The sequence below is a fragment of the Jiangella alkaliphila genome (genome assembly GCF_900105925.1).
Taxonomy (GTDB): Bacteria; Actinomycetota; Actinomycetes; order Jiangellales; family Jiangellaceae; genus Jiangella; species Jiangella alkaliphila.
Genome location: NZ_LT629791.1, coordinates 7,587,048 through 7,612,689, shown reverse-complemented (window position 1 = coordinate 7,612,689; position 25,642 = coordinate 7,587,048). Strand labels below are relative to the sequence as shown.

Sequence of the window (25,642 nt, the reverse complement as noted above, 5' to 3'; positions counted from 1 at the left end):
TCCACAAGGATCTCAGAGCGGGTCGGCGACGATCACCGTCGCCGTGCCGGCCACCCGGGTGACGACGAACGTCGCGGTCCGGTCGCCGCGCGGCCGGACCGCCGCCCGCAGCTTCTCCGGCTCGACGCCGACGCCGCGCTTCTTCACCGTCAGCACGCCGATGCCGTGGTCGCGCACGTACCGGCGCAGCGCCTTGACGTCATAGGGCAGCGTGTCGAGGACGAGGTAGCCGCGGGCGAACGGGGTGCTGACGGCGGCGTCGGCGGTGACGTACGCGATGGACGGGTCTATCAGGCCGCCGCCGACCCGCGCGGCCGCCGCCGTCACCAGGCCGGCCCGGATGACGGCGCCGTCCGGCTCGTACAGGAACTCGCCCAGCGGGCGGACGACCGGCCCAGGATCGTCCCGGTCGGTGAGCGTCGCCCCCGACGGGAGCAGCGTCGCCCGCCGCCCGACGCGGGCGCCGTCGCCGGCGAGTCCGCCGGACCAGAGCGCGGCCTCCTTGACCTCGCCGCGCTCGGACACCCACTCCGCCTCGACGCGGCCGGGGATCCGCTCGTGCGGCAGTCCGGGCGCGACCTTGACGCACGCCGTCCCGGCCAGCAGCTCCAGCACGAACGACCACGGCGGCCGGTACGCGTCGGGGTCGAACACCCGGCCGCGGCCGCCGCGGCGGGCCGGGTCGCAGACGACCGCCGCGTACGCCGTCCGGTCCACGGTCGTCGCGTCGGCGCACACGACCTCGGCCCGCACGCCCAGCGCCTCGGCGTTCGCCGTCGCCATGTCCGCCGTCAGCGGGTCCACGTCGACGCCGGTCACCGTCAGCCCGGCCCGGGCCAGCTCGACGAGGTCGCCGCCGACGCCGCAGCACAGGTCCGCGACGGCCGCGCCGGGCCCGAGCGCCGTCGCCAGCCGCGCCGCCCGGTGCCGGGCGACGGCGACCCGGGTCGCCTGCTCGTAGCCGTCCACCGTGAAGAACATCCGGGCCGCGTCGGCCGGCGCGAACTTGTCCGTCGCGCGGGCCCGCAGCCGGGCCTGCGTCAGCGCCGCCGCCACCAGGTCCGGGTCGTGCGTCCGCCGCAGCCGGGTGCCCAGCGCGAACCCGTCCTCGCGCCCGTACGCCGCGGTCGCCTCGGCCAGCAGCGCGGCGCCGGCGGCGGTCCGGAGCGCGTCGAACGTGGCCGTCTGCACGGCCGTCAGCCTCTCACCAGGTGCGGACTAGCACTCATCTCGACCGAGTGCTAACTTGAGGACTGGCACCCTCACCATGAGAGTGCCAACGGTCGAGGTCGCCGGCACCCGCGACGGCGGCGGCATGCGGCCGGTCCACAGAAGCATTCGTGACATCCCGCGAAAGGGGAGGTCAGACAAGTGTCGGTCTCCATCAAGCCACTCGAGGACCGCATCGTGGTCAAGCCGCTCGAAGCGGAGCAGACCACGGCGTCCGGGCTCGTCATCCCTGACACCGCCAAGGAGAAGCCCCAGGAGGGCGAGGTCGTCGCCGTAGGCGAGGGCCGCTGGGACGACGAGGGCGAGAAGCGCATCCCGCTCGACGTCAAGGTCGGCGACGTGGTGCTCTACTCCAAGTACGGCGGCACCGAGGTGAAGTACGGCGGCGACGAGCTGCTCATCCTCTCCGGCCGTGACGTTCTGGCGATCGTCCAGAAGTGACGCGCTGACGCCCTGACCCGACTCGGCCTCGTTGCCGGCTCGGGTCGGGGCGTTTTTCACGTTCAGCAAGACCCTCCGAAAGGGACCGGTTCCCCATGCCCAAGATCCTCGAGTTCGACGAGGAAGCCCGCCGGCGCCTGGAGCGCGGTGTCGACGCCCTCGCGAACACGGTCAAGGTGACGCTCGGCCCCAAGGGCCGCAATGTCGTCCTCGACAAGAAGTTCGGTTCTCCCACCATCACCAACGACGGCGTCACCATCGCCCGCGAGGTGGAGCTGGAGGACCCGTACGAGAACCTCGGCGCTCAGCTGGCCAAGGAAGTCGCCACCAAGACCAACGACGTCGCCGGCGACGGCACCACCACGGCGACGGTGCTCGCGCAGGCCATGGTGCACCGCGGCCTCAAGTCCGTGGCTGCCGGCGCGTCCCCGCTCGGCATCAAGCGCGGCATCGACGCGGCCGTCGAGGCCGTCCGCGCCCGCCTGGTCGAGTCGGCCCGTCCGGTCGACGAGAAGTCCGAGATCGCCGCGGTCGCCGCCATCTCCGCGCAGGACCCGACCATCGGCGAGGTCATCGCCGACGCGTTCGACCGGGTCGGCAAGGACGGCGTCATCACCGTCGACGAGTCGCAGACCTTCGGTACCGAGCTCGAGTTCACCGAGGGCATGCAGTTCGACAAGGGCTACCTCAGCCCCTACTTCGTCACCGACGTGGAGCGTCAGGAGGCCGTCCTCGAGGACGCGTACATCCTGATCCACCAGAACAAGATCTCGTCGGTCAGCGACCTGCTGCCGCTGCTCGAGAAGGTCGTCCAGGCCGGCAAGCCGCTGCTGATCGTCGCCGAGGACGTCGACGGCGAGGCGCTGTCCACGCTGGTCGTCAACAAGATCCGCGGCACGTTCACCTCGGTCGCCGTCAAGGCGCCGGGCTTCGGTGACCGCCGCAAGGCGATCCTGCAGGACCTCGCCGTCCTCACCGGCGGCCAGGTCGTCGCCGAGGAGGTCGGCCTCAAGCTCGATCAGGTCGGGCTCGACGTGCTCGGCTCGGCCCGCCGCATCGTCATCACCAAGGACGCCACCACCGTCGTCGACGGCGGCGGCGCCCAGGCCGACATCGACGGCCGGGTGTCGCAGATCCGGGCGGAGATCGACAACACCGACTCCGACTGGGACCGCGAGAAGCTGCAGGAGCGGCTGGCCAAGCTGGCCGGCGGCGTCGGCGTCATCAAGGTCGGCGCGGCCACCGAGGTCGAGCTCAAGGAGCGCAAGCACCGCATCGAGGACGCGGTGTCGGCCACTCGTGCGGCCATCGAGGAGGGCATCGTCTCCGGCGGTGGCGCGGCCCTGGTGCACGCGCGGTCGGCCATCGACTCGCTCGACCTCACCGGCGACGAGGCCACCGGCGCCTCCATCGTGCGCGGCGCGCTGGTCGAGCCGCTGCGGTGGATCGCCGAGAACGCCGGCGAGAACGGCTACGTCATCGTGGCCAACGTCGAGAACGGCACGCCGGGCCACGGCTACAACGCCGCCACCGGCGAGTACGGCGACCTCATCGCCCAGGGCGTCCTCGACCCCGTCAAGGTGACCCGCTCCGCGGTCGCCAACGCGGCGTCGATCGCCAGCCTGCTGCTCACGACCGAGGTCATCGTGGTCGACAAGCCCGAGGAGCCGGTGGCCGAGGGTGGCCACGGCCACGGTCACGGCCACTGAGGTTCTGCCTCTCTGTTCGACGACGGCCCGGGTCCCCTGCGTGGGGGCCCGGGCCGTTCGCTTGAGAGCATGGCCGGCATGAGGGTGTTGCGACGCTTGGTGGTGCCGCTGGCTGTGCTGGTCGTGGCCGCGTGTGGTTCGGAACCGGCCGACGGGGACGAGCTGGCCTCCCGCGCCGCCTCGATCGGCGTCGATCCGGACGCCGTCTACGCGGTCTCGCTGGACGGGTTCGAGCCGGCCTCACAGTCGGTCGGCGTGTCCGGTGACGCCGGGTTCAGTACGGCGTACGTGTCGCCGGAGGGCGGCATCGCGATGCTCACCACCGACCCGAGCGGCGGGGCCGACGCCGGCTGCGTCGTCGCGGGCGACCAGCACGAGTGCGTCGCCGTGCACGACGGCGTCGCGGTCACCCTGAGCGCGCCGGTCGAGTTGGTCGACGAGGACACGCTGCGCGCCGCGGTCGACGATGCGCGCCCGCCGAACGCCGAGGAACTGGACGAGCTCCTTCCAGGCGTCGATGGCGGCACGCCGGTGGAGCGGGGAGACCTGCCACCGTCGGGTGACGGCGCGCCGCTGGATCCCGAGGGGGCGGCCGGGTGATCGACCGCCTGGACGTGCTGGGCGAGAACGCGGCCGCCTACGCCCGCACCGCGCTGACCTGCATCGGCCGCGAGTACCCGCACCTGCCGATGATCTACGCCGTCGAGCCCGGACCGTACCGGCAGCACCGCGACCAGCACCCGGCGTTCTACGGCTCGCTCGACTGGCACTCGGCGGTCGAGATGCACTGGGTGCTGATCCGGCTGCTGCGGCTGGCCGGCTCTGACCTGCCTCCGGCGCTGGCCGACGAGGTCCGGGCGGGCCTCGGCGCGCACCTGGCCCTGTCGAACCTGGAGCGCGAGGCCGAGTTCTTCGCCTCCGGGTACGGCCGCGCTCGCGAACGGCCGTACGGCTGGGGCTGGCTGCTCACGCTGGCGCACGAGCTGCGCCTGTGGTCCGACCCTGACGGTGTCGCGTGGGCGGCCGCGGTCCGTCCGCTGGCCGACGTGCTGACGGCGAACCTGCTGGCCTGGCTGCCGTCGCAGACCTACCCGGTGCGCGGCGGGCTGCACCCGAACTCGGCGTTCGGGCTGCTGCGCTCGTACGACTGGGCGTCGGCGGACACGGAGCTGCGGGCCGCGATCGACGACGCCGTCCGCCGCTGGTACCTCGCCGACACCGACTACCCGGCGCACTATGAGCCGTCCGGCAGCGACTTCCTGTCGCCGGCGCTGGCCGAGGCCGAGCTGGTGGCACGGGTGCTTCCGCCGGACGAGTTCGGCGGGTGGTTCGCCGCGTTCCTGCCCGGCGCCGCGACGTCGTCACCGGCGCAGCTGTTCGCGCCGGTCACCGTCTCCGACCCGTCGGACGGGCAGTTGGCGCATCTGGCCGGGCTCAACCTCAGCCGGGCGTGGTCGATGCTGGCGGTCGCGGGCGCGCTCCCGGCCGGCTCACTCGCCGCGCCCGCCCTGACGGAGTCGGCCGCGGTGCACGCCGAGGCCGGCCTGCCCTACGTCGTCGTCGGCGACTACATGGTGGAGCACTGGCTCGCCGCCTACGCCGTCGGCTACCTGACGGAGTAGGCACGAAGAAGCCCCGGCGCGCGGCCACAACAGCACGCACCGGGGCTTGGCCGGGATCAACGGTGTTAGAGCACCTACTCCAGCCACTGCCCATGGTAGCCGTTGACGGGCTGATTGTCCGAATGTCATGATGGTCGGCTAACTACATCGGGAATTCGCCCGGCGTAGTCCAGAGATGGGCTACCGGGCGGACTGTTAGAGCGGTTCACCGGTGCCCTCAGCACTCAGGAAGGCATCCGAGTGGCCCACAACAACAGGCGAGAGCGATCGATGCTGAGCAGGCTACGAAAGCTGCGCCAGCACACCGAGGTCATCGGACAGATCCTGAGGGATCTGCGGCCGTTGGTCATCGGAGCGTTCTCGGTTCTGGGTGTCACCTTGCACCAGTTCGTTGCGTTGCTGAGGTAGCGGGCGAGCCGCAGGGAGCGATCGGGGTCGGCGCGAGCCGGCCCCGTCGTGCGTCGCTCCTAGAACTCGGCCTGCCAGACGCGGGGGGTGCGGATGCCGGGGCCGACCTCGCCGCTGGCGACGACCAGGTCGCCGTCCCAGTTGACGGCCGGGGTGGTGGCCGGCGGCGGGCCGGGGAACCAGCCGTCCGTGGTCCAGCGGTCGCGCCGGGTGTCGTAGCGCAGCAGCTCGCCGTTGAAGCCGGTGTGGTGGTCGTAGATCCAGGTCACGATGTCGTTCTGACGGTGCCACTCCGGCGACCCGGGCGGCGCGGCGGCCCGCAGCGCGACGTGGTGCTCGATGAGGTTCCAGCGATCGATGTCCTTGTCGCCGCCGACGACGACCAGCCCGGTGCGGCCGGTGGGATGCGCGAGGCCTGCCGTCACGCACCACGGCAGGTCGGCGATCCGCTCCCACGACCGGCGCCGCGGCGAGTAGGCGTAGGCGTCGCGGTAGAACGTCCACGACTTGTCCGCGTGCTGGGCCCGGCCGCTGAGCAGGAAGAACCGGCCGTCCTGCGCGGCGCCGACGGCGACGGTGCGGGGGTCGCCCGGCCATCGTGGCAGCGTCGTCCAGCCACGGTCCGGGTGGTCCAGGCCGAGGGCGACGAAGTCCCCGCCCTCGGCGACGTACACGACGTCGTCGACGATGCCGGCGACGGCGTAGGACATCGGGCGGGGGAGCGGCGGCAGGTCGATGCGGACGAGGCGCCCGCCGCGGGCGTCCCAGCGCAGGTAGTAGACATCGGCGAACTTCTCGGCCGGACGCTGCAGGGTGCCGCCGGGACCGCCGCGGTAGCCCTCGCCGCCGATCACCAGCACGCCGTCGCCGGTGCTCACCGTCGCCGCGTAGCCGACGGCGTCAGGCAGCTGACCGGCCGCCTGCCAACCGCCTGTCCGCCGCGAGTAGACGAACGCGTCGGTCCAGTAGACCTTGCCGAGCGTGTTGGCCCGGGTCGCGGTCAGCGCCGTCTCCGGGAAGTTCGCCCCGCCGGCGACGATCAGGTGGTCGCCGTGCGCGCCGGCGAGCGGCCCGGCCAGGCCGAGCTGCGTCCAGTACGGCTCGCCGACGGGGATCGCGTCGTGCCAGTCCGTGGTGTTGGCCGGGACGTCCGGCAGTCGGCGCCAGGTCGCCCCGCCGCCAGCACCCGTCGCCGCGCCCGCTGTCGTCGTCGAGGCCGCCGCCCATGTCACCGGGCCGGCCGCCGCTGCCAGGGCGAGGGCCGCTCGCCGCGTGAGGTCCGTCATGTCGGATATGGAACAAGTTGCGCGACCGCTCGTCAATGGGTTCGACACAATCTTGACACATATCCGATATGTGATGTGGGATGAGTCTTCCCCGACGAAGGAGGACCCCATGCGCCTGCCCGTCGTCCTCGCTCTCACGCTCGCCTTGCCGGCGAGCGTTCTTGCTGCTCATGCTCCTGCTCAGGCGGCGACGCCGGCCGCGGTCCGGCAGACCGTCGTCTTCGAGTCAGGCACCGAGGGCTACGACACGTTCCGCATCCCCGCGATCGTCCGGTCCGAGGAGGGGACGCTGCTGGCGTTCGCCGAGGGCCGGGTCGGCGGCGGTGGCGACACCGGCGACATCGACCTGGTGCTGCGCCGCTCCCACGACAACGGCCGCACCTGGGGGCCGTTGCAGGTGGTCGGCGACAACGGCCTGAACGTGTTCGGCAACCCGACGCCCGTCGTCGACCCCGCGACCGGCGACATCGTCCTGCTCAGCACGCACAACGCCGGCGACGCCACCGAGGCGGAGATCATGCGCGGCGAGGTCACGCCCGAGCAGAGCCGCCGCGTGTCCGTCCAGCGCAGCACCGACGACGGCGCCACCTGGTCGGCGGCGCAGGACATCACCGCCGCGACGAAGCTGCCGGAGTGGCGCTGGTACGCGACCGGACCGGTGCATGCCATCGCGCTAGAGCACGGCGAGCACCGCGGCCGGCTGGTCGCGCCGGCCAACCACTCGACCAGCCCGCCGGCCGGTTCGTCCGACACCGGGCAGGAGGCGAAGTATTACGGCGCGCACTCCCTCTACAGCGACGACGGCGGCCTGACCTGGCAGCTCGGCGACATCGACACGCCGCTGACCGGCGTCGTGAACCCGAACGAGAACACCGTCACCGAGCTGGCCGACGGCACGCTCTACTTCAACGCCCGCGACCAGAACGGCACCGGCGTCGGCACCCGAGCGACGACCACGAGCAGCGACGGCGGCGAGACGTTCGACGCGCCGTTCGTGCTGGAACCGGCCATCGTGACGCCGGTCGTCCAGGGCTCGGTGCTGCGGCTGCCGCGCGCCGACGACCGGCTCGTCTACGCAGGCCCGTCGAACCCGGCGGCGCGGCGGACGCTGCAGCTGCGGTACAGCCTCGACGCCGGCGCGACGTGGACCGCCGGGCCGGTCCTGCACGACGGGCCGGCCGCGTACTCCGACCTGGTCGAGGCGGGCGGGCGGACGCTCGGCGTGTTGTACGAGAACGGCGACACCGGCACGTACGAGCGGATCACCTTCGCCCGGGTCCCGCAGGCGCAGCTCGACCACGGGGTGGCGCCGGTCGTGACGACGCCCGACGCGTCCGGCGGCGGGCAGGACGGTGTAGTCGGCGGCGCGCCGGTGACGGTGTCCGACGGCGCCGTCAGCGGTGCCCTGCGGCTCGCGGCCGCCGGCGACCACGTCGCCGTACCCCGGACCGAGCGCCTCGACGTCGGGGACGGACCGTTCACCGCGGCCGGCTGGTTCCGGACCGGCGTCGCCGCCGACCAGGCGCTGTTGTGGGCGTACAACACCGGCAGCGGGCGGTCGCAGTGGTGGGTCCGGCTGGAGCCGGGCAGCAACCGGATCCGGGCGCTCGTCGACACCGACCTCGGCGCCGCCACGCTGACGGCGCCGGGTTCGTTCGCCGACGGCGCGTGGCACCACGTCGCGCTCACCCGCGGCGCCGGCGGCCTCGCGCTGTACGTCGACGGCGTCCTGGCCGCGTCGGCCGGGCCGGTCGCCGGCTCCGTCACCACCGACGCGACCGTCGGCCTGCACCTCGGTCAGCGCCCGGACGCCGCCAACCAGCTGCTCGGCGACCTCGACGACGTCTGGCTGCTCGGCCGCGCCGCGTCGGCGGACGAGGTGGCCGCGCTGGCCGCGGGCGACACCGTCGCAGACGCGCTCGTGCACCTGCCGCTCGACGAGTTGCGCCGGGCGTCCTAGGGGCCTTGGGCGGTCCAGGACATGAAGTTCGCCGAGGAGGGCGCCCGGGTCGACCTCGTCGGCTGACGGCCCAGCATGGGCCACCGGAGCCGCTCGACCCGCTGGAGGTCTGCCGTCGGATGAGACGGCAGACCTCCAGCGGCACGACAGCGTCTCCTCGTCCCGGCAGCCCGGAAGCTCAGGGACCCGCTGGACCTCGTGGATCAGCATGAGCCTTAGGTTTGCCGCAGCGATCGGTTGACATCTGCCGGAACGCCGATCGTCCAGCTGCCGCTGCGCGGATCAGGCACCGTACAGGCCTGGCCGGTGCGCGGCGATACTGGATCCGTTGAGGTCCGACCGCCGGGAAGCCGGTGACATCGGTAGGCGAAGGGGAGACGATGAGCCGTGCGCGGGTCGGGTACTCGGCGATGCTCGAGCGGTTCGCGCCGTCCGAGGTGGTGCGGCTGGCGGTCGCCGCCGAGGCGGCCGGGTTCGACGGCGTCATGGCCGACGACCACTTCCAGCCGTGGACGCCGCAGCAGGGGCAGGCCGGGTTCGTCTGGAACGTCATGACGGCGATGGCCGAGCGCACCCGCGGCTCGGTCGGCGTCGGCGCGACCTGCCCGTCGTTCCGCTGGCACCCGGCGGTCGTCGCGCAGGCGGCGGCGACGCTGGAGCAGCTGTACCCGGGCCGGCACTGGCTGGGCATCGGGTCCGGCGAGGCCATCAGCGAGCACGTCGTCGGCGGCTACTGGCCGGAGGCGCCGCAGCGGATCGCCCGCATGTTCGAGGCCGTCGAGATCATCCAGAAGCTCTTCACCGGCCGCGACGTCCGCCACGACGGCCGGTTCTTCACCCTCGAGCGCACCCGTATGTGGACGATGCCCGACACGCCGCCGCCGGTCTACATCGCGACGTCCGGCCCGATCACCGCCCGCCGGGCCGGCGCCTCCTGCGACGGCATGATCACCGTCGCCAGCACGCCCGACAAGGTCGCCGCGCTCTTCGGCCGGTTCGACGAGGGCGCCCGCTCGGCCGGCAAGGACCCGTCGGCGCTGGCGAAGATCGTCCAGGTGCACCTGTCGTGGGCGCCGGATCCGGCCGAGGCCGCCGCCCAGGCGCTGCGCGAGTGGCCGAACGGCGCCATGCGCTTCTCGAAGGCCGACATCCGCTCCCCGCACGACGTCGAGCAGATCGCCCGGATGGTCCGCGTCGAGGACTTCGACGGCCGGGTCACCATCTCCGCGGACCTCGACGTGCACCGGCAAGAGATCCAGCGCTACCTCGACGCCGGCGCCACGCACATCTACCTGCACGACGCCGGCCCCGACCAGGTCACCTGGATCGACGTCTTCGGCCGCGAGGTGCTGCCCAAGCTCACCGCCTGACAACGCCGTCGACGCTGTACCGGCCGGCGCCCATGCCGACCAGGGCGAGGGACGCGGCGAGCATGATGAACGCGAAGCCCGACCCGGAGCCGTCCTGACCCATGACCAGCGGCTCGCCCCGGTGGACCCAGATGAGCGCGCCGGCCATGACGGTCGCGAGGCCAAGCCCGACCAGCCGGGTCAGGCCGCCCAGGATCAGCGCCGCACCGCCGATGAGCTGCAGGTAGGCGCCGTACCAGGCGCTCAGCTCGGGGAGCGGGATGCCGGCGCCGCGGTAGTTCTCGACGTTCGCGCCGGCGCCGCCGGGCTGCGTCGCGTCACCCCAGCCGTGGGCGATGAAGACCGTGCCGACCGCGAGGCGCAGGACGACCAGGCCGAGGTCGTGACCGGTGCGCCTGGTGCCTTCGTCGAGGGTGAACCGGCCGAGCCGGCGGGTGATCGTGTCCTTCGTCATGCCTTCACCGCATCACCGCCGGGTGGGCGACGAGAAGGACCGATGCGCTCTGGACTCATACTCTGGCGGTATGGATTCGCTGGAGCTGCGAGACCTGCGCTACTTCGTCGCCGTGGCCGAAGAGCTGAACTTCTCCCGGGCGGCCGGTCGCCTCGGCATCGCCCAGCCGCCGCTGTCGCGGGCCATCCGCCAACTGGAGCGCCGGCTGGGCGCGCCGCTGTTCCACCGCGACACCCGCTCGGTCGCGCTGACCGACCTCGGGGCGGGCATGCTGGACGACGCGCGCCACGCGCTCGACGTGGTCGCCGCCGTCTCTCGCCGCGCCCACCGCGCGGCGCAGTCCGAACCGACCTTGGTGATCACCGCGAAGCCGGGCATCGCGACCGGCATGGCGCGCCGCATCGTCGACGCCTACAGCGCACTGCCCGGCGCGATCCGCGTCACCACCGCCGTCAGCGGCTACCGGGAGCAGGCCGCCATGGTGCGCGACGGACGGGCCGACGTCGGCCTGCTCAGCACGTACTTCGACGCCCGTGGCCTGGACAGCGAGCCGCTCACCGTCGAACCCCGCGTGGCCGCGGTGCCGATCGGGCACCGCCTGGCCGCCAGGACGCGGCTGCACTGCGCGGACCTGCGCGGCGAGCCGATCCCGCACTGGCCCGGCGCCTCCCGTGCCGAACGCGCCTACTGGGCCGGCCAGGACCACCCCGGCGCCGGCGCCGGCGAGCCCGGGCCGGCCGGGCCGCTGGTGCACGACCCCGCCCAGCTCATCGAGGTCGTCGCGCTCGGCCAGGCGGTCGCGCTGGTCCCACGGTCGCTCGCGGCCCAGCACCCGCGCGCGGACGTCGCCTATCGTCTCGTCGTGGACGCCAGCCCGTACACGATCGCCGCCGTCTGGCCGGAGCACTCCCGCTCACCGCAGATCGCCGGATTCGTCCGCGCCGCCACCGAGCTCTACGCCGACGGTGCGGTCGCCGCGCATCACCTGGCGTCCTGAGGGGGTAGGGGCAAGCTCCCACCCCACCGGCCGCGGACCGGACGGTCAGAGCGGCGAGAACGTCAGCACCGGCCGGCCCGTGCGCGGGTTGAGGTGGATGTCGGCGTCGACGCCGAAGACGGAGCGGACGACGTCGGGGACCAGGACCTCGGCCGGCGAACCGGCGGCCGCGACCCGGCCGCCGGCCAGGACCACGACCTGGTCGCAGTAGGCGGCGGCGAGGTTGAGGTCGTGCAGGGCGGCCAGGGTGGTCACGCCGAGCGACCGGACGTGCGTCAGCAGCGCCAGCTGGTAGTGGATGTCGAGGTGGTTGGTCGGCTCGTCGAGCAGCAGCAGCTCAGGCTGCTGGGTGATCGCGCGGGCCAGGTGCACCCGCTGCCGCTCGCCGCCGGACAGCGTGTGCCAGTCACGGCCGGCGAGGTCGCGCATGCCGACGGTCTCGAGGGCGGCCAGCGCCAACGTCTCGTCGGACGCCGAAGCGCGGTGCGGCGTCCGCCCCAGCAGCACGACGTCGAGGACCTGCAGTGGGACGTCCGTGGTCGATTCCTGCTCGACGACGGCGACGCGGCGGGCGCGGTCGCGGCGGCGCATGCCGCCGAGGTCGAAGCCGCCCAGCAGCACCCGCCCGCCGTCGGGGCGGTAGGTCCCGGCGACGGTGCGCAGCAGGCTCGACTTCCCGGACCCGTTCGGCCCGAGCAGCCCGGTCATCGTGCCCGGCGCGACGGTCAGCCCGACGCCGTCGACGATCAGCCGGCCCTCGGCCGACCAGGAGACGTCGACAACGGACAACGACGGGGCGGTGACGTCCGCGGGAACACGAACGATGGGAGTGTCGAGAACGGTCATCGGCCTACCCTTCGGCGGCGCAACAGGACGGCGAACGCGGGCGCGCCGAGGAAGGCGGTGACGACTCCCACCGGCAGCTCGCGCGGATCGAACAGCGTGCGGGCCAGCGTGTCGGCCCAGATCATGAAGCTCGCCCCGGCCAGCGCCGCCAGCGGCAGCACCCGCCGGTGCCCGGAGCCGACGACGAACCGGACGGCGTGTGGCAGCATCAGCCCGACGAACCCGATGGCGCCGCTGACGGAGACCGCGGCGCCGGTGAGCAGCGCGACGAGCGTCAGCAGCGTCCACCGGGTCGCGTTGACGCTGATGCCCAGCGTCGAGGCAGTGCTGTCGCCGAACGCGAACGCGTCGAGCGTCCGGGCCCGCGACACCAGCACCGTTCCCACCACGACGACGGCCACCCAGACGATCGCGGCGTCGGTCCACGACGCACCGCCGAGCGAGCCCAGCAGCCAGCTGAGGATCTCGCGGTAGGAGTCGCCGGTCGCGGACCAGAAGATGACGAACGACGTCGCCGCCGAGCACAGGTACGACACCGCCAGCCCGGCCAGCACCGTCCGCGTCGGCGCGAGCTCGCCGCGCCGGTTGGCCAGCGCGAACGTCACCAGCAGCGCGAGCAGCGCACCGGCGAACGCGGCCGCCGGCAGCCCGAGCGACCCGGCACCGAGGATCAGCACCGCCACCGCGCCCACCGACGCGCCCGACGACAGCCCCAGCAGGTACGGGTCGGCCAGCGGGTTGCGGGTCAGCGTCTGCATGACGGCGCCGCAGAGGGCCAGCGCGGCGCCCACCGCGGCCGCCGTCAGCACCCGCGGCAGCCGCAGCTCCCACACGATGCCGTCGCGCAGCTGCGACAGCGACGACGAGGACAGCCCCAGGTGGTCGCCGATCGAGCGCCACACGTCCAGCGGGTGCAGGTCGGCCGAGCCGATCGTCACCGCCAGGGTCACCGACGCGGCCAGCACGACCGCCATGACGGTGATCCAGGCGGTCGTGCGCGCACCCGCCCTCCGGGCCGGCGGCGCGGCCGGCACGGAGGGAGGAGCGGCGGTCGCCGTCACAGGCCCAGCTCCTCCAGCTGCGCGGCGAGGTCGACGACGGCCTGGGCGTTGCGGACGCCGGCCTCGGCGGCCGGGAACGGCAACGTCAGGTACCGCTGCTCGGCGACGGCCGGCAGCGCGGCGGTCGCCGGGTTGCCCTCGAGCCGCTCGATCTTGCTGTCGGCGGTGTTCCACGCGGCGTCGACCAGGACGATCACGTCGGGGTTCCGGTCGATGATCTGCTCCCAGCTGACGTTCGACCAGGTGGCGTCGACGTCGGCGAAGATGTTCTCGACGCCGAGCTCGCGCATCATCATCGCGGGCGCGCCGATGTCACCGCCGACGAACGGCGCGTCCTCGCCGGAGGAGTACCAGAGCGCCGTCAGGCCGTCGCCGGGCGCGTCGACCTGGTCCAGCAGCGCCTGCTGCTCCGCGACCAGCGCGTCGGCGGCCTCGGTGGCGTCGAAGAACGAGGCGACCTCGTGGATCTCGGCGAACAGCTCGTCGAACGTCATCGGGTTCGGCTGATACTCGGGCTCCTGGCAGGCGGCCGGCGACACGTACGTCGCGACGCCGAAGTCGGCCAGCGACGGCCGCTCACCGGCGGTGTCGGCGCCGAAGTTGCTCTCCCAGCCGCCGTAGACGAAGTCGGGCTCGACGTCGAGCAGCGCCTCCTGGCCGGGGGCGTCGTCGGACAGGACGGGGACGTCGTCGAGGTCGCCGGCGTACTCGTCGGGGACGGGGCCGTCGGCGAACGCGGTGCCGGCCAGCCGGTCGGCGAGGCCGAGGGCGAGCATCATCTCGGTGGCCGTCGACTTGATGGTGACGACGCGCTCGGGCGGGCTGTCGACGGTAACCTCGAAGCCGCAGTTGTCGACGGTGACCGGCGCGAACTCACCGGCGCCGGCGGTCGACGCGGCCTCGGTCGCGTCGTCGTCGTCGCCATCGGAGGACGAGCAGCCGGCCAGCGCGAGCGCGCCCGCCGCGACGACGACGAGGGCAGCACGCAACGATCGGGAGGGGGATAGCGCCACTGGGTCTCCACACGGGGGCAGGGTTGGTTGGAGACGGTCCAAGGTGACCGCCGAACCAGCTGCCCAGTGACCGGGCAGACGCATCAGAGCACAAGTGGTGCTCCGGGGCTTCGTTCATCTTAAGCGGCCGAACCCGCGGAAATCATCCCTCCGGACCGAGTTTTATCCAAAATCCATCGTCAACGTGTCGAGGAAGCCGGCGAGGAACGCCACCCGGTCCACGTCGGTCACGACGACCGGCGGGCCGGGACGGCTCGCCGTGATCCAGTCCGGTCGCAGCAGCAGCGCCGCGGCCAGCACGTCGTGCACCGGGGTGACCGTGCGTTCCCGGATCGACCGGTACCGCTCGACCAGCGCGGCGGCGAACCCGGCCGGCTCCCTCCCGGCGGCGCGCAGCCGCCGCACGGCGTCGTCGCCGACCACGACAGTCGCGGTGACGTCCACCCCGACGACGGTGAGCCGGCCAGCCGGCGCGGGCGCGCGCAGCACCCGGCCGGCCGCCTCGGGGTCGCGCCGGACGTTGGTCTCGTCCGGCCCCGGCCCGCCCATCACCACGACCGACCGGAACAGCGTCAGCAGCGCCGGCTCCAGGTCCAGCGCCAGCGCGACGTTGGTCAGTGGGCCGAGCGTCAGCAGGTCGTAGTGGCCGGGCCGGTCGCGGGCGAGGCCGGCCAGGTACTCGGCGGCCGGTGCGTCGACGACGACCCGCGGCGGCGTCCTCGCCGCGACGACGTCGCCCAGTCCGTCGGCGCCATGCGTCCCCGGCGCGGTCCGCAGCGGCGCGCCGCCGAGCGGTCCCGCCGCGCCTACGGCGTCCGGCACGTCCGCCCGCCCGGCCAGCCCGAGCACGTGCCCGGCGTTCGCGACCACGGCGTCGACCGGCGCGTTGCCGTGCACCGTCGTGACGGCGCACAGCTCACCCTCCGCACGCCGTCCGGCCAGGTAGAGCAGGGCCAGTGCGTCGTCGATGCCGCAGTCGGTGTCGACAACCACGCGCAGGTACGGTGAACGCGTGCCACCACGCCGACCCGCGCTCGTCGAGCGGATGCGCCCGTTCACGTCGACCATCTTCGCCGAGATCACCGCGCTGGCGACCCGCACCGGCGCGATCAACCTCGGCCAGGGCTTCCCCGACACCGATGGCCCGGCGGTCATCCTCGACGCCGCGAGCGCGGCCATTCACGGTGGGCAGAACCAGTACCCGCCCGGTCCCGGTGTGCCGGTACTGCGCGCGGCGATCGCCCGGCACCAGCAGCGCTTCTACGGCCTCGACGTCGACCCCGGCAGCGAGGTGCTGGTCACCGCCGGGGCGACCGAGGCGATCGCGGCCACGATCCTCGCGCTGTGCGAGCCGGGCGACGAGGTCGTCACGTTCGACCCGGTCTACGACTCCTACGCGGCATCGATCGCGCTGGCCGGCGCTGTCAAGCGCACCGTCACGCTGCGCTGGCCGGACTTCGGGCTGGACGAGGCGGAGCTGCGGGCCGCGTTCGGGCCGCGCACCCGGGTCGTCCTGCTCAACACGCCGCACAACCCGACCGGCAAGGTGTTCGACCGGGCCGAGCTGGAGTTGATCGGCGCGCTGGCGGTCGAGCACGACGCCGTGGTCGTCACCGACGAGGTCTACGAGCACCAGGTCTACGACGACGCCGTCCACGTGCCGATCACGACGCTGCCGGGCATGGCCGAGCGCACCGTCACGGTCTCGTCCGCGGGCAAGACGTTCTCCGTCACCGGCTGGAAGGTCGGCTGGCTGCACGGGCCGGCCGAGCTGGTCGCCGCCGCCCGCGCCGTCAAGCAGTTCCTCACGTTCGTCAGCGCCGGGCCGCTGCAGCCGGCGGTCGCGACCGGCCTCGGCCTCGGCGACGACTTCTACGCCGGGCTGGCGAACGGGCTGCAGGCCAAGCGCGACCTGCTGGTCGACGGCCTGCGCGCGGCCGGGTTCGCGGTGTCGGTGCCGCGCGGGACGTACTTCGTCGTCGCCGACGCCGCGCCGCTCGGGTTCGCCGACGGCGTCGAGCTGTGCCAGCGGCTGCCCGAGCTGATCGGCGTCGCGGCGGTCCCGGTCTCTGTCTTCCACGACGACCCGAAGGCGGCGGCGTCGCTGGTCCGGTTCGCGTTCTGCAAGCGTGACGATGTGCTTCACGACGCCGTCGAGCGGCTGAGTCGCCTGGCGAAGCTGGTCTGACGGCGCCGGCTCGCCGGCTCAGGCCAGCACGAACTCCAGCGCGGCCCGCACGCCGGCCGCGGGTGCGCCGTCGGCGACCTCGCGCAGCGCCGCGCGCCAGGCCGCGACCAGCGGCACCGCGGCGACTCGGACGTCGTCGGGCAGCAGGTCGGCCAGGGTGTCGCGCACCGGGTCCGCCGCGCCGCTCGGAGCGGTCTCGCCGAGCAGCCGGCACACCCCGAACCGCACCGTCGCGTCGAAGGCCACGAGCAGCGCCGCCCGTGCCGCCGGCCGGCCCGGCCCGCCCACCGTCTCGGCCGCACCCTCCATGCGGTCGGTGATGCGCTTCTCGAGGTCGTCGCGGACCATCGTGTAGAGGCCGAGCTTCGAGCCGAAGTGGTGGTAGAGCGAGCCGGTCGTGACGCCGGCCTTCGAGGCCAGGTCGGTGACGGTGGCCGCCTCGAAGCCGGCCTGCTCGAAGTGGTGCATGGCGGCCTCGATCAGCCGGGCCTTCGCCGTCCCGGGTACGGGGATCCACTCGTGCATACGACTCACCGTAACACGTTGACGGCTGGACATAACATGGTTACGGTCTGGGCCATGAAGCTCACCTTCATCCACGCCGCCGGCTGATCCGGCCCCACGGCTTGAAGACCGACAGCAGGAACGCGACCAGCAGCAGGGTCGTCGACACGACCGGCGGGTAGATCATGTCGGCGGGCTCCAGCTGGACGGTCACTCCGGTGCCCAGCAGCCGGCCCTGCTCGGCCGCCTCCTGCACGCCGGGACGTAGCGCCAGCAGCACCAGGGTCGACAGCAGCACGTTGAGTACCAGCTTCACCGCGACCCACCAGAACCGCACCAGCCCGTACTTGCTGCCCAGGCCGAGCAGCACGCCGCTGGCCAGGCACACCAGACCGGCGATCGCGAGCGGCCAGATGGCGAACAGCTCCAGCGCCTGGAAGACCAGGGCGCGGGTCTCGTCGGAGTCGGTGCCGATCGCGGTGAACACCAGCACGGCCATGACGATGTCCATGCCGAACCAGGCGCCCGCGGACAGGATGTGGGTGACCAGCACGGCCTTGCGGGTGCGGCCGCCGAGCCGCCACGGCCGGCGGGCCGGTGCAACGGGGGCGGCTGGGCCAGGGGTCGCCGGCGCTGCCTGCGCCGCGGGAGGCGTCTCGGTGTGCGTCGTGGTCGTCATGGTGCCAGCGTGGCGGCGAGCCGCCGTCGCCGTCGTCGGGTGCTGGACGTATCCGGGCATACGCGGGATCGCGTACGCCGCGCCGCGCGTCAGGCAGCCGCTCCCTGCCCGATTTGTAAGGAAATGTCCCCGGCGTCAACCGGGGTGACGGGTCGCGCGTCATCTGGGTCATCACCATCGGGCACCAGGGGGATCATCATGAAACGCACCATCACCATGCTCACCGCATTACTGACCGCCGGCCTCGCGTTCCTCGCGGCTCCAGCCGCCGCTGACGCTGGGCCGTACTGCGGCCTGCGCTGGGGATCGCTGCCGGAACGCGCGGCCGTGACGCAGACCGCGCCGCTCACCGACGTCCGGGCCGGGCGGCACGCCTGCTTCGACCGCCTCGTCCTGGACTTCGCCGGCGACGCCGACGGCTACAGCGTCCGCTACGTCTCGTCCGTCAGCATGGACGGATCGGGCCAGCTGGTGCCGCTGCGCGGCGCTGCCGACCTCGAGGTCGTCGCGGTCGCGCCGGCCCACGACGCCGGCGGCCACGCCACCTACACCCCGGCCGTCCGGGCCGAGCTCGTCCGCGTCACCGGCTGGCGGACGTTCCGCCAGGTCGCGTGGGCCGGCAGCTTCGAAGGGCAGACGACCATCGGGCTCGGCGTGCGGGCCCGGCTGCCGTTCCGGGTGTTCACGCTGGACGGTCCGGGCGCCGGCTCGCGCCTGGTCGTCGACGTCGCCCATCGGTGGTGAGGGCCGGCCCGCGGTGCCCGGACGAGCGGTCCGGGCACCGCGGCGGTCAGCCGCACAGGAGCCAACGGGCCTTCGACGGTGAGGTTTAGCAGGGACGGCGTCGCCGACCAGCGCCCGTAGCTGCCATCCCCACACCATTGACTCCTGCCTTGTGGTCCGGTTGCATGCCGATGAGAGATCTCGCGACCGCAGCGGCACGTCGGTCGCGGATCGTCGCCAAGGGGGGCGGTCGATGGAGGGGCTGAACCCCGACTCGTCAGGGGGACTCCATGACATCCGACTCGACCCTTCCCAAGCTCGCCGACGCGTCTGCGCTGCGCGACTCGTGCGGAGCCGTACATCTGCCCGACGATCCCGGCTACGACGTGGCCCGCATGCCGTGGAACGTCGCCTTCGACCAGCGCCCCGCGGCCGTGGCGTTTCCGGCCGACGCGGCCGAGGTGGCCTCCGTCGTCCGGGCCGCGGCCGCCGCGGGCCTGCGCGTCGCGCCGCAGGGCGCCGGTCACAACGCCGGCGCGCTCGCCGGCGACCTGGACGACGTCGTCCTGCTGCGCACGGCTGGAATGACCGGTGTGACGGTCGACGCCGACGCCCGGATCGCCCGGGCCGGTGCGGGCGCGTTGTGGCTCGATGCCGTCGACGCCACTGCCCCGTACGGTCTGGCGACGCTGCACGGATCCTCGCCCGATGTCGGCATCGTCGGTTACTCCCTCGGTGGTGGGCTCGGCTGGTACGCACGCGAGCTGGGTCTGCAGGCCAACAGCATCACGGCGGTCGAGCTCGTGACGGCGGACGGGTCACAGGTACGCGCCGACCCCGATCACGAGACCGAGCTGTTCTGGGCGCTTCGCGGCGGCGGCGGGAGCTTCGGCGTCGTCACCGCGCTGGAGTTTCGGCTCTACCCCATCCCCGTCGCGTACGCGGGCATGTTCGTGTTCGACTGGACGCATGCCGCCCGCGTGCTGCCTCGGTGGGCGGAGTGGGCCGTCGAGGCGCCGGACGCCGTCACGACGTCGTTCCGCATCCTGCAACTGCCGCCGTTCCCCGAGATCCCGGAGCCGGTCAGGGGCAGGCAGCTCGTCGTGATCAACGGAGCCGTGCTCGCGGACGACGCGCGCGCCGCCGCGATCCTCGAGCCGCTGCGCGAGCTCGGGCCCGAACTGGACACCTTCGCGACCGTGCCGTCCGCGTCGCTGGTGCGATTGCACATGGACCCGGAGGGGCCCACCCCGGCGGTGTCGGACAGCTCACTGCTGGCCGGCCTGCCCACCGCGGGTGTAGACGCCTTCCTCGCCGCCGCGGGACCGGACTCCGGCTCGTCGTTGCTCATGGCCGAGCTCCGGCAACTGGGCGGCGCGCTGTCCCGGCCACAGCTGGACGCGGGTGCCCTGCCGATGCTCGACGGCCAGTTCCTCCAGTTCGGGGTCACCATCGCGGCGACACCCGAGCAGGCGGCGCAGGGCACGATCGAGGCGCGCAATCTGGTGGCCGCCATGTCGCCGTACGCGACCGGAACGCAGTACCTCAACTTCACCGAGACCCCGACCGACGCTCGCACCGGATATGGCGAGGCGGCGTGGCCGCGGCTGCGAGCGGTCCGGTCGGCCGTCGATCCGGAGGGTTTGCTCGTGGCCAACCACCCGATTCCGCCGGCGTAGCGATCGCGGGAGCGAACGAGTCGGTGGATCCGCGGTCGGGGTCGGCCATACGATGGAGGCACCGCCCACGCCGACTCAGGAAAGTGTCATGGACCCCATGCAGTCCGCCCTGTCCGACTCGTTCGCGCCTCTCGCCCTGACCTTCGACGACGTCCTGCTGCTGCCCGGCGAGTCCGACGTCATCCCCAGCGAGGTCGACACCACCTCGCGGGTCTCGCGGAACATCTCGGTCAGCATCCCGTTGCTGTCCAGCGCCATGGACACCGTCACCGAGGCCCGCATGGCCATCGCCATGGCGCGTCAGGGCGGCCTGGGCGTCCTGCACCGCAGCCTGTCCATCCACGACCAGGCGCACCAGGTCGACCTCGTCAAGCGGTCCGAGTCGGGCATGGTCACCGACCCTGTCACCATCGGCCCCGAGGCCACGCTGGCCGAGATGGACCGCATGTGCGGGCAGTACCGCATCTCCGGGATCCCGGTCACCGACGACGACGGCAAGCTGCTGGGCATCATCACCAACCGCGACATCCGGTTCATCCCGTCCGCGGAGTTCGCCGAGCGCCGGGTGCGCGAGATCATGACGAAGCAGCCGCTGGTCACCGGCCCGGTCGGCATCAAGTCCGACGACGCGTTCGCGCTGCTGGCCAAGCACAAGATCGAGAAGCTGCCGCTGGTCGACGACGCCGGCCGGCTCAAGGGGCTCATCACCGTCAAGGACTTCGTGAAGTCCGAGGAGTACCCCAACGCCACCAAGGACTCCGAGGGCCGGCTGGTCGCGGCCGCCGCCGTCGGCTTCTTCGGCGACGCGTGGGAGCGGGCCATGACGCTGGTCGAGGCCGGCGTCGACGTGCTCGTCGTCGACACCGCGCACGGGCACACCAGCCTGCTGCTCGACGTCGTCCGCCGGCTCAAGGCCGACCCCGCCGCCCGCGGTGTCGACGTCATCGGCGGCAACGTCGCGTCGCGCGCGGGCGCCCAGGCGCTGGTCGACGCCGGCGCCGACGGCATCAAGGTCGGCATCGGGCCCGGCTCCATCTGCACCACCCGCGTCGTCGCCGGCGTCGGCGTCCCGCAGGTCACCGCCATCCACGAGGCGTCGCTGGCGGCCAAGCCGGCCGGCATCCCCGTCATCGGCGACGGCGGCCTGCAGTACTCCGGCGACATCGCCAAGGCCCTCGTGGCCGGCGCCGACACCGTCATGCTCGGCTCGCTGCTGGCCGGCGTGGCCGAGAGCCCGGGCGAGCTGATCTTCATCAACGGCAAGCAGTTCAAGTCCTACCGCGGCATGGGCTCGCTCGGCGCGCTACGCAAGCGCGGCGCCGAGACCACCGGCTCGCGCGACCGCTACTTCCAGGCCGACGTCACCAGCGACGACCAGCTGATCCCCGAGGGCGTCGAGGGCCAGGTGCCGTTCCGCGGCCCGCTCGGCAGCGTCACCCACCAGCTCATCGGCGGGCTGCGGCAGTCGATGTTCTACACCGGCGCCCGCACCGTCACCGAGCTGCAGGAGCGCGGCCGGTTCGTCCGCATCACGTCGGCCGGGCTCAAGGAGTCGCACCCGCACGACATCCAGATGACCGTCGAGGCGCCGAACTACAGCTCGCGCCGGTAGACGGGGCGCCGTCGCGACTCCGATATCCTCTGCAGGTGGCGGAGATCGAGATCGGCCGTGGCAAGCGCGGCCGCCAAGCATATGCCTTCGACGACGTGGCGATCGTGCCCTCGCGGCGCACCCGCGACCCCGAAGAGGTGTCGACGCACTGGCAGATCGACGCCTACCGGTTCGAGATCCCGCTGCTCGCCGCGCCGATGGACTCCGTCATGTCGCCGGCGACGGCCATCGAGCTGGGCCGGGCCGGCGGGCTGGGCGTGCTCGACCTCGAGGGTCTGTGGACTCGCTACGACGACCCCGAGCCACTGCTCGAGGAGATCGCCGGGCTCGAGGAGGGCAAGGCGCTCAACCGGCTGCAGGAGATCTACGCCGCACCGGTGCGCGAAGACCTCATCGCCGACCGGCTGCGCGAGATCCGCGAGGCCGGGGTCACGGTGGCCGGCGCGCTGTCGCCGCCCCGCGTCAAGCGCTACCACGAGGCCGTCATCGACGCCGGCGTCGACATCATGGTCATCCGCGGCACGACGGTGTCCGCCGAGCACGTCTCCGGCCGGGCCGAGCCGCTGAACCTCAAGCAGTTCATCTACGAGCTCGACGTCCCGGTCATCGTCGGCGGCTGCGCCACGTACCAGGCGGCGCTGCACCTCATGCGCACCGGCGCGGCCGGCGTCCTGGTCGGGTTCGGCGGCGGATCGTCGCACACCACCCGTTCGGTGCTCGGCCTCACCGTGCCCATGGCGACGGCGGTGGCCGACGTCGCGGCCGCCCGGCGCGACTACCTCGACGAGTCCGGCGGCCGGTATGTGCACGTCATCGCCGACGGCTCGATCGGCCGGTCCGGCGACATCGCCAAGGCCATCGCCTGCGGCTCCGACGCCGTCATGGTCGGCTCGCCGCTGGCCCGGGCCACCGAGGCGCCGGGGCGCGGCTGGCACTGGGGTTCGGAGTCGCACCACGCCGACCTCCCGCGCGGCGAGCGGGTGCACGTCGGCACCATCGGGCCGCTGTCTGAGATCCTCGGCGGGCCGTCCTACCTCGCCGACGGCTCCATGAACATCGTCGGCGCGCTGCGCCGGGCCATGGCCACCACCGGCTACACGGAGGTCAAGGAGTTCCAGCGGGTCGAGGTCACCGTCCTGCGGTAGCCGTAGGCTGGGCTCGATGAGCAGCACAGTCAGCGTCGACACCGTCGTCGACCGCGCCCTCCTGGACCGTCTGACCGACCGCGTCGTCGCCCGGCCACGAGCCGAGCGCGTCGCCACCGTCGCGCCGTTCAGCGGCACCCCGCTGGCCGAGGTGCCGCTGTCCACCACCGACGACGTCGCGACGGCGTTCGCGGCGGCCCGCGACGCCGCGCACTGGTGGGCGGCCCGGCCGGTCGCCGAGCGGGCCCGCATCATCGGGCACATCCACGACCTCGTGCTCGACCGCCGGGCCGAGATCGCCGACCTCGTCCAGGCCGAGGCGGGCAAGGCCCGGCGCGACGCGTTCGAAGAGGTCGCCGACGTCGCACTGGCCGCCCGCTACGTGGCGGTCCGCGCCCCGCGGGTGCTGCGCGAGCGGCGCCGGCTGGGCCTGCTGCCCGGCCTGACCCGGGCCATCGAGGGCCATCGCCCCAAGGGCGTCGTCGGGGTCATCTCGCCGTGGAACTACCCGCTGACGCTGGCCATCTCCGACTGCCTGCCCGCGTTCGTCGCCGGCAACGCAATCGTGCACAAGCCCGACCAGCAGGCGGTGCTGACGGCGCTGCTGGCGCGGTCGATCGCGATCGAGGCGGGGCTGCCCGAGGCGTTGTGGCAGATCGTGTCCGGCGACGGCCCGGTCATCGGCGGCGCCGTCGTCGAGCACGCCGACTACGTGTCGTTCACCGGCTCGACCGCCACCGGCCGCGTCATCGCGGCGCGGCTGGGCGAGCGGCTGGTCGGCGCCTCGCTGGAGCTGGGCGGCAAGAACCCGATGCTCGTCCTCGACGACGCCGACCTCGACCGCGCCGCCGAGGCCGCCGTCCGGGCCTGCTTCTCCAACGCCGGCCAGCTGTGCATGTCGATGGAGCGGGTGTACGTCGCGGCGTCGGTGCGCGAGCCGTTCCTGGAGCGCTTCCTCGCCCGGGTCGAGTCGATGCGGGTCGGTGCGGCGTTCGACTACTCGCGCGACATGGGCTCGCTGATGTCGCAGGCTCAGCTCGACAAGGTCCGCGCCCACGTCGACGACGCCGTCGCGAAGGGCGCACGCGTGCTGACCGGCGGCCGGGCCCGGCCCGACCTCGGTCCCTGGTTCCACGAGCCGACGGTGCTCGACGGCGTCCGGCCCGGCATGCTCGCGGCCGACCTCGAGACGTTCGGCCCGGTCGTCTCCGTCTACCCCGTCGCCTCCGACGACGAGGCGCTGCACCTGGCCAACGACACCCCGTTCGGGCTCAACGCCAGCGTCTGGACGTCCAACCTCCGCCGCGGCGTCGACGTCGCCCGCCGGCTGCGCTCCGGCATCGTCAACGTCAACGAGGGCTACACCGCGGCCTGGGGCAGCCACGACCTCCCGATCGGCGGCATGGGCGCCTCCGGCCTCGGCCGGAGGCACGGGCGCGAGGGCATCCTGCGCTACACCGAGCCGCAGGCCATCGCCGTCCAGCGGGTGCACAACATCGCCCCGCCGGCCGGCATGTCCTACGACACCTTCACCGAGACCATGGCCAAGTCCCTCCGTGTCCTCCGCCGCACCGGCCGCGCCTAGCCCGTTCCCCATGATCATGTTCCCTCGCGGTCGCTGAGGCGCCGCGAGGGAACATGATCATGGGGAAGGCGGTGGAGTTGTCCACAGATCGCGTCGGGCCCCTCGCGGCGACCTCGTTGGCGGCGGACGATCGTGCTCATGGATCTGCCGCAGACGTACGACCGCGCGAGGCTGCGTGAGCTGCTGCAGCGGCAGCTGGGCCTGGTTAGCGCCGGCCAGCTGCGTGGCCTCGGCCTCGACGCCCGCGTCGCGCGGCGCTGGGTCGCGGCGGGACGCTGGCAACGGCCGCACCCCCGAGTCTTCGCCACCTTCAGCGGCCCGCTCGACCGGGCCGCGTGCACCTGGGCCGCCATTCTCTGGGTGTCGGAGGACGCCGCGGCCAGTCACGCGACAGCGGCGGAGCTGCATGGCCTGACCGGCCGCGTCGACGATCGCATCCACGTCACCTCCCCGGTCAGCCGACGGGTCCGCGGCAGGGCTGACGACGTCGTCGTGCACTATGCGCACCGGCTCCCGCTGACTCGGCACCCGACGGCGAACCCACCGCGCACACGGGTGGACGACACCGTCCTCGACCTGGTCGATGTCGCTGCGCGCGCCCGCGACGTCGAGTCCTTCGTGACGGCGGCGATCCAGAAGCGGCTGACCACACCCACCCGGCTGGCGGCGGCGTTGCTGCGGCGCAAGAAGATCCGCTGGCGGGCGATGGTCGAGGCGATGCTCGTCGACGTCGCCGACGGTGCGCAGTCGCCGCTGGAACTCCAGCACCTGCGTGCGGTCGAGCGGGCACACCGCCTGCCGCACGGGTGCCGTCAACGCCGCCGCGCGGGCGCGCGCGTCATCTGGATCGACGTCGACTACGAGCGCTACCACACCAGGGTGGAGCTGGACGGACGGATCGGCCATGACGGAGAGGGCCGGTTCCGCGATCGTCGCCGCGACAACGCCGCCACCATGAGCGGGGCGTGGACCCTGCGCTACGGCCACACCGAGATCTTCGGTGAGCCGTGCCAGGTCGCGCAGCAGCAGGCCGGCGTCCTGCGCGACCGCGGCTGGACAGGTCGCGCCCGTCGATGCGGTCCCACCTGCCCAATTCCATGATCATGTTCCCTGGCGGTCGCTGAGGCGCC

At 73.0% G+C, this 25,642-nt stretch carries 23 protein-coding genes; 14 read left to right on the top strand and 9 right to left on the bottom strand.

What is annotated here, in order from left to right; genetic code table 11:
• Window positions 1-12 precede the first annotated feature (12 nt).
• Window positions 13-1,191 carry a class I SAM-dependent methyltransferase gene (locus tag BLV05_RS34880; RefSeq protein WP_052762496.1) on the bottom strand — a complete coding sequence of 393 codons (1,179 nt, stop codon included), beginning with the start codon at window positions 1,189-1,191 and terminating at the stop codon, window positions 13-15.
• Between the two features lie 180 nt (window positions 1,192-1,371).
• On the opposite strand from BLV05_RS34880, the gene groES reads away from it, so the two are divergent.
• The 4 genes from groES (at window position 1,372) to BLV05_RS34860 (ending at window position 5,002) form a co-directional block, all read left to right on the top strand.
• A complete protein-coding gene (gene groES, locus BLV05_RS34875; RefSeq protein ID WP_046768987.1) occupies window positions 1,372-1,671 on the top strand; it encodes a co-chaperone GroES in 300 nt (99 codons plus the stop codon).
• A 95-nt stretch (window positions 1,672-1,766) separates the two neighbouring features.
• Window positions 1,767-3,380, top strand: coding sequence for a chaperonin GroEL (gene groL, locus BLV05_RS34870; RefSeq protein WP_046768986.1), 1,614 nt, complete (start codon window positions 1,767-1,769; stop codon window positions 3,378-3,380).
• Between the two features lie 78 nt (window positions 3,381-3,458).
• Window positions 3,459-3,980, top strand: a complete 522-nt coding sequence (locus BLV05_RS34865; protein ID WP_063932552.1) for a hypothetical protein — start codon at window positions 3,459-3,461, stop codon at window positions 3,978-3,980.
• Window positions 3,977-5,002, top strand: coding sequence for a DUF2891 domain-containing protein (locus BLV05_RS34860; RefSeq protein ID WP_052762494.1), 1,026 nt, complete (start codon window positions 3,977-3,979; stop codon window positions 5,000-5,002). The genes BLV05_RS34865 and BLV05_RS34860 overlap by 4 nt, the downstream gene beginning before the upstream one ends.
• A gap of 467 nt (window positions 5,003-5,469) precedes the next feature.
• Here BLV05_RS34860 and BLV05_RS34855 read toward each other — a convergent pair whose 3' ends face one another.
• On the bottom strand, window positions 5,470-6,696 hold the full coding sequence (locus tag BLV05_RS34855; RefSeq protein ID WP_046768984.1) for a galactose oxidase: 1,227 nt from the start codon (window positions 6,694-6,696) through the stop codon (window positions 5,470-5,472).
• 109 nt (window positions 6,697-6,805) lie between these two features.
• Between BLV05_RS34855 and BLV05_RS34850 the strand changes: the two genes are divergently transcribed.
• Window positions 6,806-8,656, top strand: a complete 1,851-nt coding sequence (locus BLV05_RS34850) for a sialidase family protein (protein WP_046768983.1) — start codon at window positions 6,806-6,808, stop codon at window positions 8,654-8,656.
• A 380-nt stretch (window positions 8,657-9,036) separates the two neighbouring features.
• Window positions 9,037-10,026: a TIGR03557 family F420-dependent LLM class oxidoreductase gene (locus BLV05_RS34845; protein WP_046768982.1), complete on the top strand. Its 990-nt coding sequence runs from the start codon at window positions 9,037-9,039 to the stop codon at window positions 10,024-10,026.
• On the opposite strand, the gene BLV05_RS34840 is transcribed toward BLV05_RS34845, so the two are convergent.
• Window positions 10,016-10,480, bottom strand: coding sequence for a DoxX family protein (locus BLV05_RS34840; protein WP_046768981.1), 465 nt, complete (start codon window positions 10,478-10,480; stop codon window positions 10,016-10,018). The two genes, BLV05_RS34845 and BLV05_RS34840, sit on opposite strands and share 11 nt — an antisense overlap.
• Window positions 10,481-10,550: 70 nt before the next feature.
• Here BLV05_RS34840 and BLV05_RS34835 point away from each other — a divergent pair, with 70 nt between their 5' ends.
• On the top strand, window positions 10,551-11,477 hold the full coding sequence (locus BLV05_RS34835; RefSeq protein ID WP_046768980.1) for a LysR family transcriptional regulator: 927 nt from the start codon (window positions 10,551-10,553) through the stop codon (window positions 11,475-11,477).
• Window positions 11,478-11,522: 45 nt separating this feature from the next.
• Here BLV05_RS34835 and BLV05_RS34830 read toward each other — a convergent pair whose 3' ends face one another.
• The 4 genes from BLV05_RS34830 to BLV05_RS34815 all read right to left on the bottom strand — a co-directional run bounded on the left by BLV05_RS34830 (window position 11,523) and on the right by BLV05_RS34815 (window position 15,390).
• A complete protein-coding gene (locus BLV05_RS34830) occupies window positions 11,523-12,323 on the bottom strand; it encodes an ABC transporter ATP-binding protein (RefSeq protein ID WP_046768979.1) in 801 nt (266 codons plus the stop codon).
• Entirely contained in the window at window positions 12,320-13,384 is a 1,065-nt protein-coding gene (locus BLV05_RS34825; protein WP_231948662.1) for a putative F420-0 ABC transporter permease subunit, read from the bottom strand. The genes BLV05_RS34830 and BLV05_RS34825 overlap by 4 nt, the downstream gene beginning before the upstream one ends.
• Window positions 13,381-14,373: a putative F420-0 ABC transporter substrate-binding protein gene (locus tag BLV05_RS34820; protein WP_197683474.1), complete on the bottom strand. Its 993-nt coding sequence runs from the start codon at window positions 14,371-14,373 to the stop codon at window positions 13,381-13,383. The genes BLV05_RS34825 and BLV05_RS34820 overlap by 4 nt, the downstream gene beginning before the upstream one ends.
• Window positions 14,374-14,559: 186 nt before the next feature.
• Entirely contained in the window at window positions 14,560-15,390 is an 831-nt protein-coding gene (locus tag BLV05_RS34815; protein WP_052762493.1) for a nucleoside hydrolase, read from the bottom strand.
• Window positions 15,391-15,409: 19 nt separating this feature from the next.
• Here BLV05_RS34815 and BLV05_RS34810 point away from each other — a divergent pair, with 19 nt between their 5' ends.
• Window positions 15,410-16,585 carry a pyridoxal phosphate-dependent aminotransferase gene (locus BLV05_RS34810; protein WP_231948661.1) on the top strand — a complete coding sequence of 392 codons (1,176 nt, stop codon included), beginning with the start codon at window positions 15,410-15,412 and terminating at the stop codon, window positions 16,583-16,585.
• An 18-nt stretch (window positions 16,586-16,603) separates the two neighbouring features.
• Here the strand turns inward: BLV05_RS34810 and BLV05_RS34805 are convergent, their stop codons facing one another.
• Together BLV05_RS34805 and BLV05_RS34800 are read right to left on the bottom strand one after the other, a co-directional pair.
• Entirely contained in the window at window positions 16,604-17,110 is a 507-nt protein-coding gene (locus BLV05_RS34805; RefSeq protein ID WP_046768976.1) for a TetR/AcrR family transcriptional regulator, read from the bottom strand.
• Between the two features lie 67 nt (window positions 17,111-17,177).
• The gene (locus BLV05_RS34800) at window positions 17,178-17,768 is read right to left on the bottom strand and encodes a hypothetical protein (protein WP_197683473.1); all 591 of its coding nucleotides are present in this window, start codon (window positions 17,766-17,768) and stop codon (window positions 17,178-17,180) included.
• Window positions 17,769-17,966: 198 nt separating this feature from the next.
• Here BLV05_RS34800 and BLV05_RS34795 point away from each other — a divergent pair, with 198 nt between their 5' ends.
• The 6 genes from BLV05_RS34795 (at window position 17,967) to BLV05_RS34770 (ending at window position 25,613) form a co-directional block, all read left to right on the top strand.
• Window positions 17,967-18,512: an AMIN-like domain-containing (lipo)protein gene (locus tag BLV05_RS34795; protein ID WP_046768975.1), complete on the top strand. Its 546-nt coding sequence runs from the start codon at window positions 17,967-17,969 to the stop codon at window positions 18,510-18,512.
• Window positions 18,513-18,781: 269 nt separating this feature from the next.
• On the top strand, window positions 18,782-20,170 hold the full coding sequence (locus BLV05_RS34790) for an FAD-binding oxidoreductase (protein WP_046768974.1): 1,389 nt from the start codon (window positions 18,782-18,784) through the stop codon (window positions 20,168-20,170).
• Window positions 20,171-20,258: 88 nt separating this feature from the next.
• On the top strand, window positions 20,259-21,782 hold the full coding sequence (guaB, locus tag BLV05_RS34785; RefSeq protein WP_046768973.1) for an IMP dehydrogenase: 1,524 nt from the start codon (window positions 20,259-20,261) through the stop codon (window positions 21,780-21,782).
• 35 nt (window positions 21,783-21,817) lie between these two features.
• The gene (locus BLV05_RS34780; protein ID WP_046768972.1) at window positions 21,818-22,927 is read left to right on the top strand and encodes a GuaB3 family IMP dehydrogenase-related protein; all 1,110 of its coding nucleotides are present in this window, start codon (window positions 21,818-21,820) and stop codon (window positions 22,925-22,927) included.
• 16 nt (window positions 22,928-22,943) lie between these two features.
• Entirely contained in the window at window positions 22,944-24,512 is a 1,569-nt protein-coding gene (locus tag BLV05_RS34775) for a succinic semialdehyde dehydrogenase (protein ID WP_046768971.1), read from the top strand.
• 138 nt (window positions 24,513-24,650) lie between these two features.
• Complete coding sequence (locus tag BLV05_RS34770; protein WP_046768970.1) at window positions 24,651-25,613, top strand: type IV toxin-antitoxin system AbiEi family antitoxin domain-containing protein; 963 nt, start codon at window positions 24,651-24,653, stop codon at window positions 25,611-25,613.
• The last annotated feature ends 29 nt before the right edge of the window (window positions 25,614-25,642 follow it).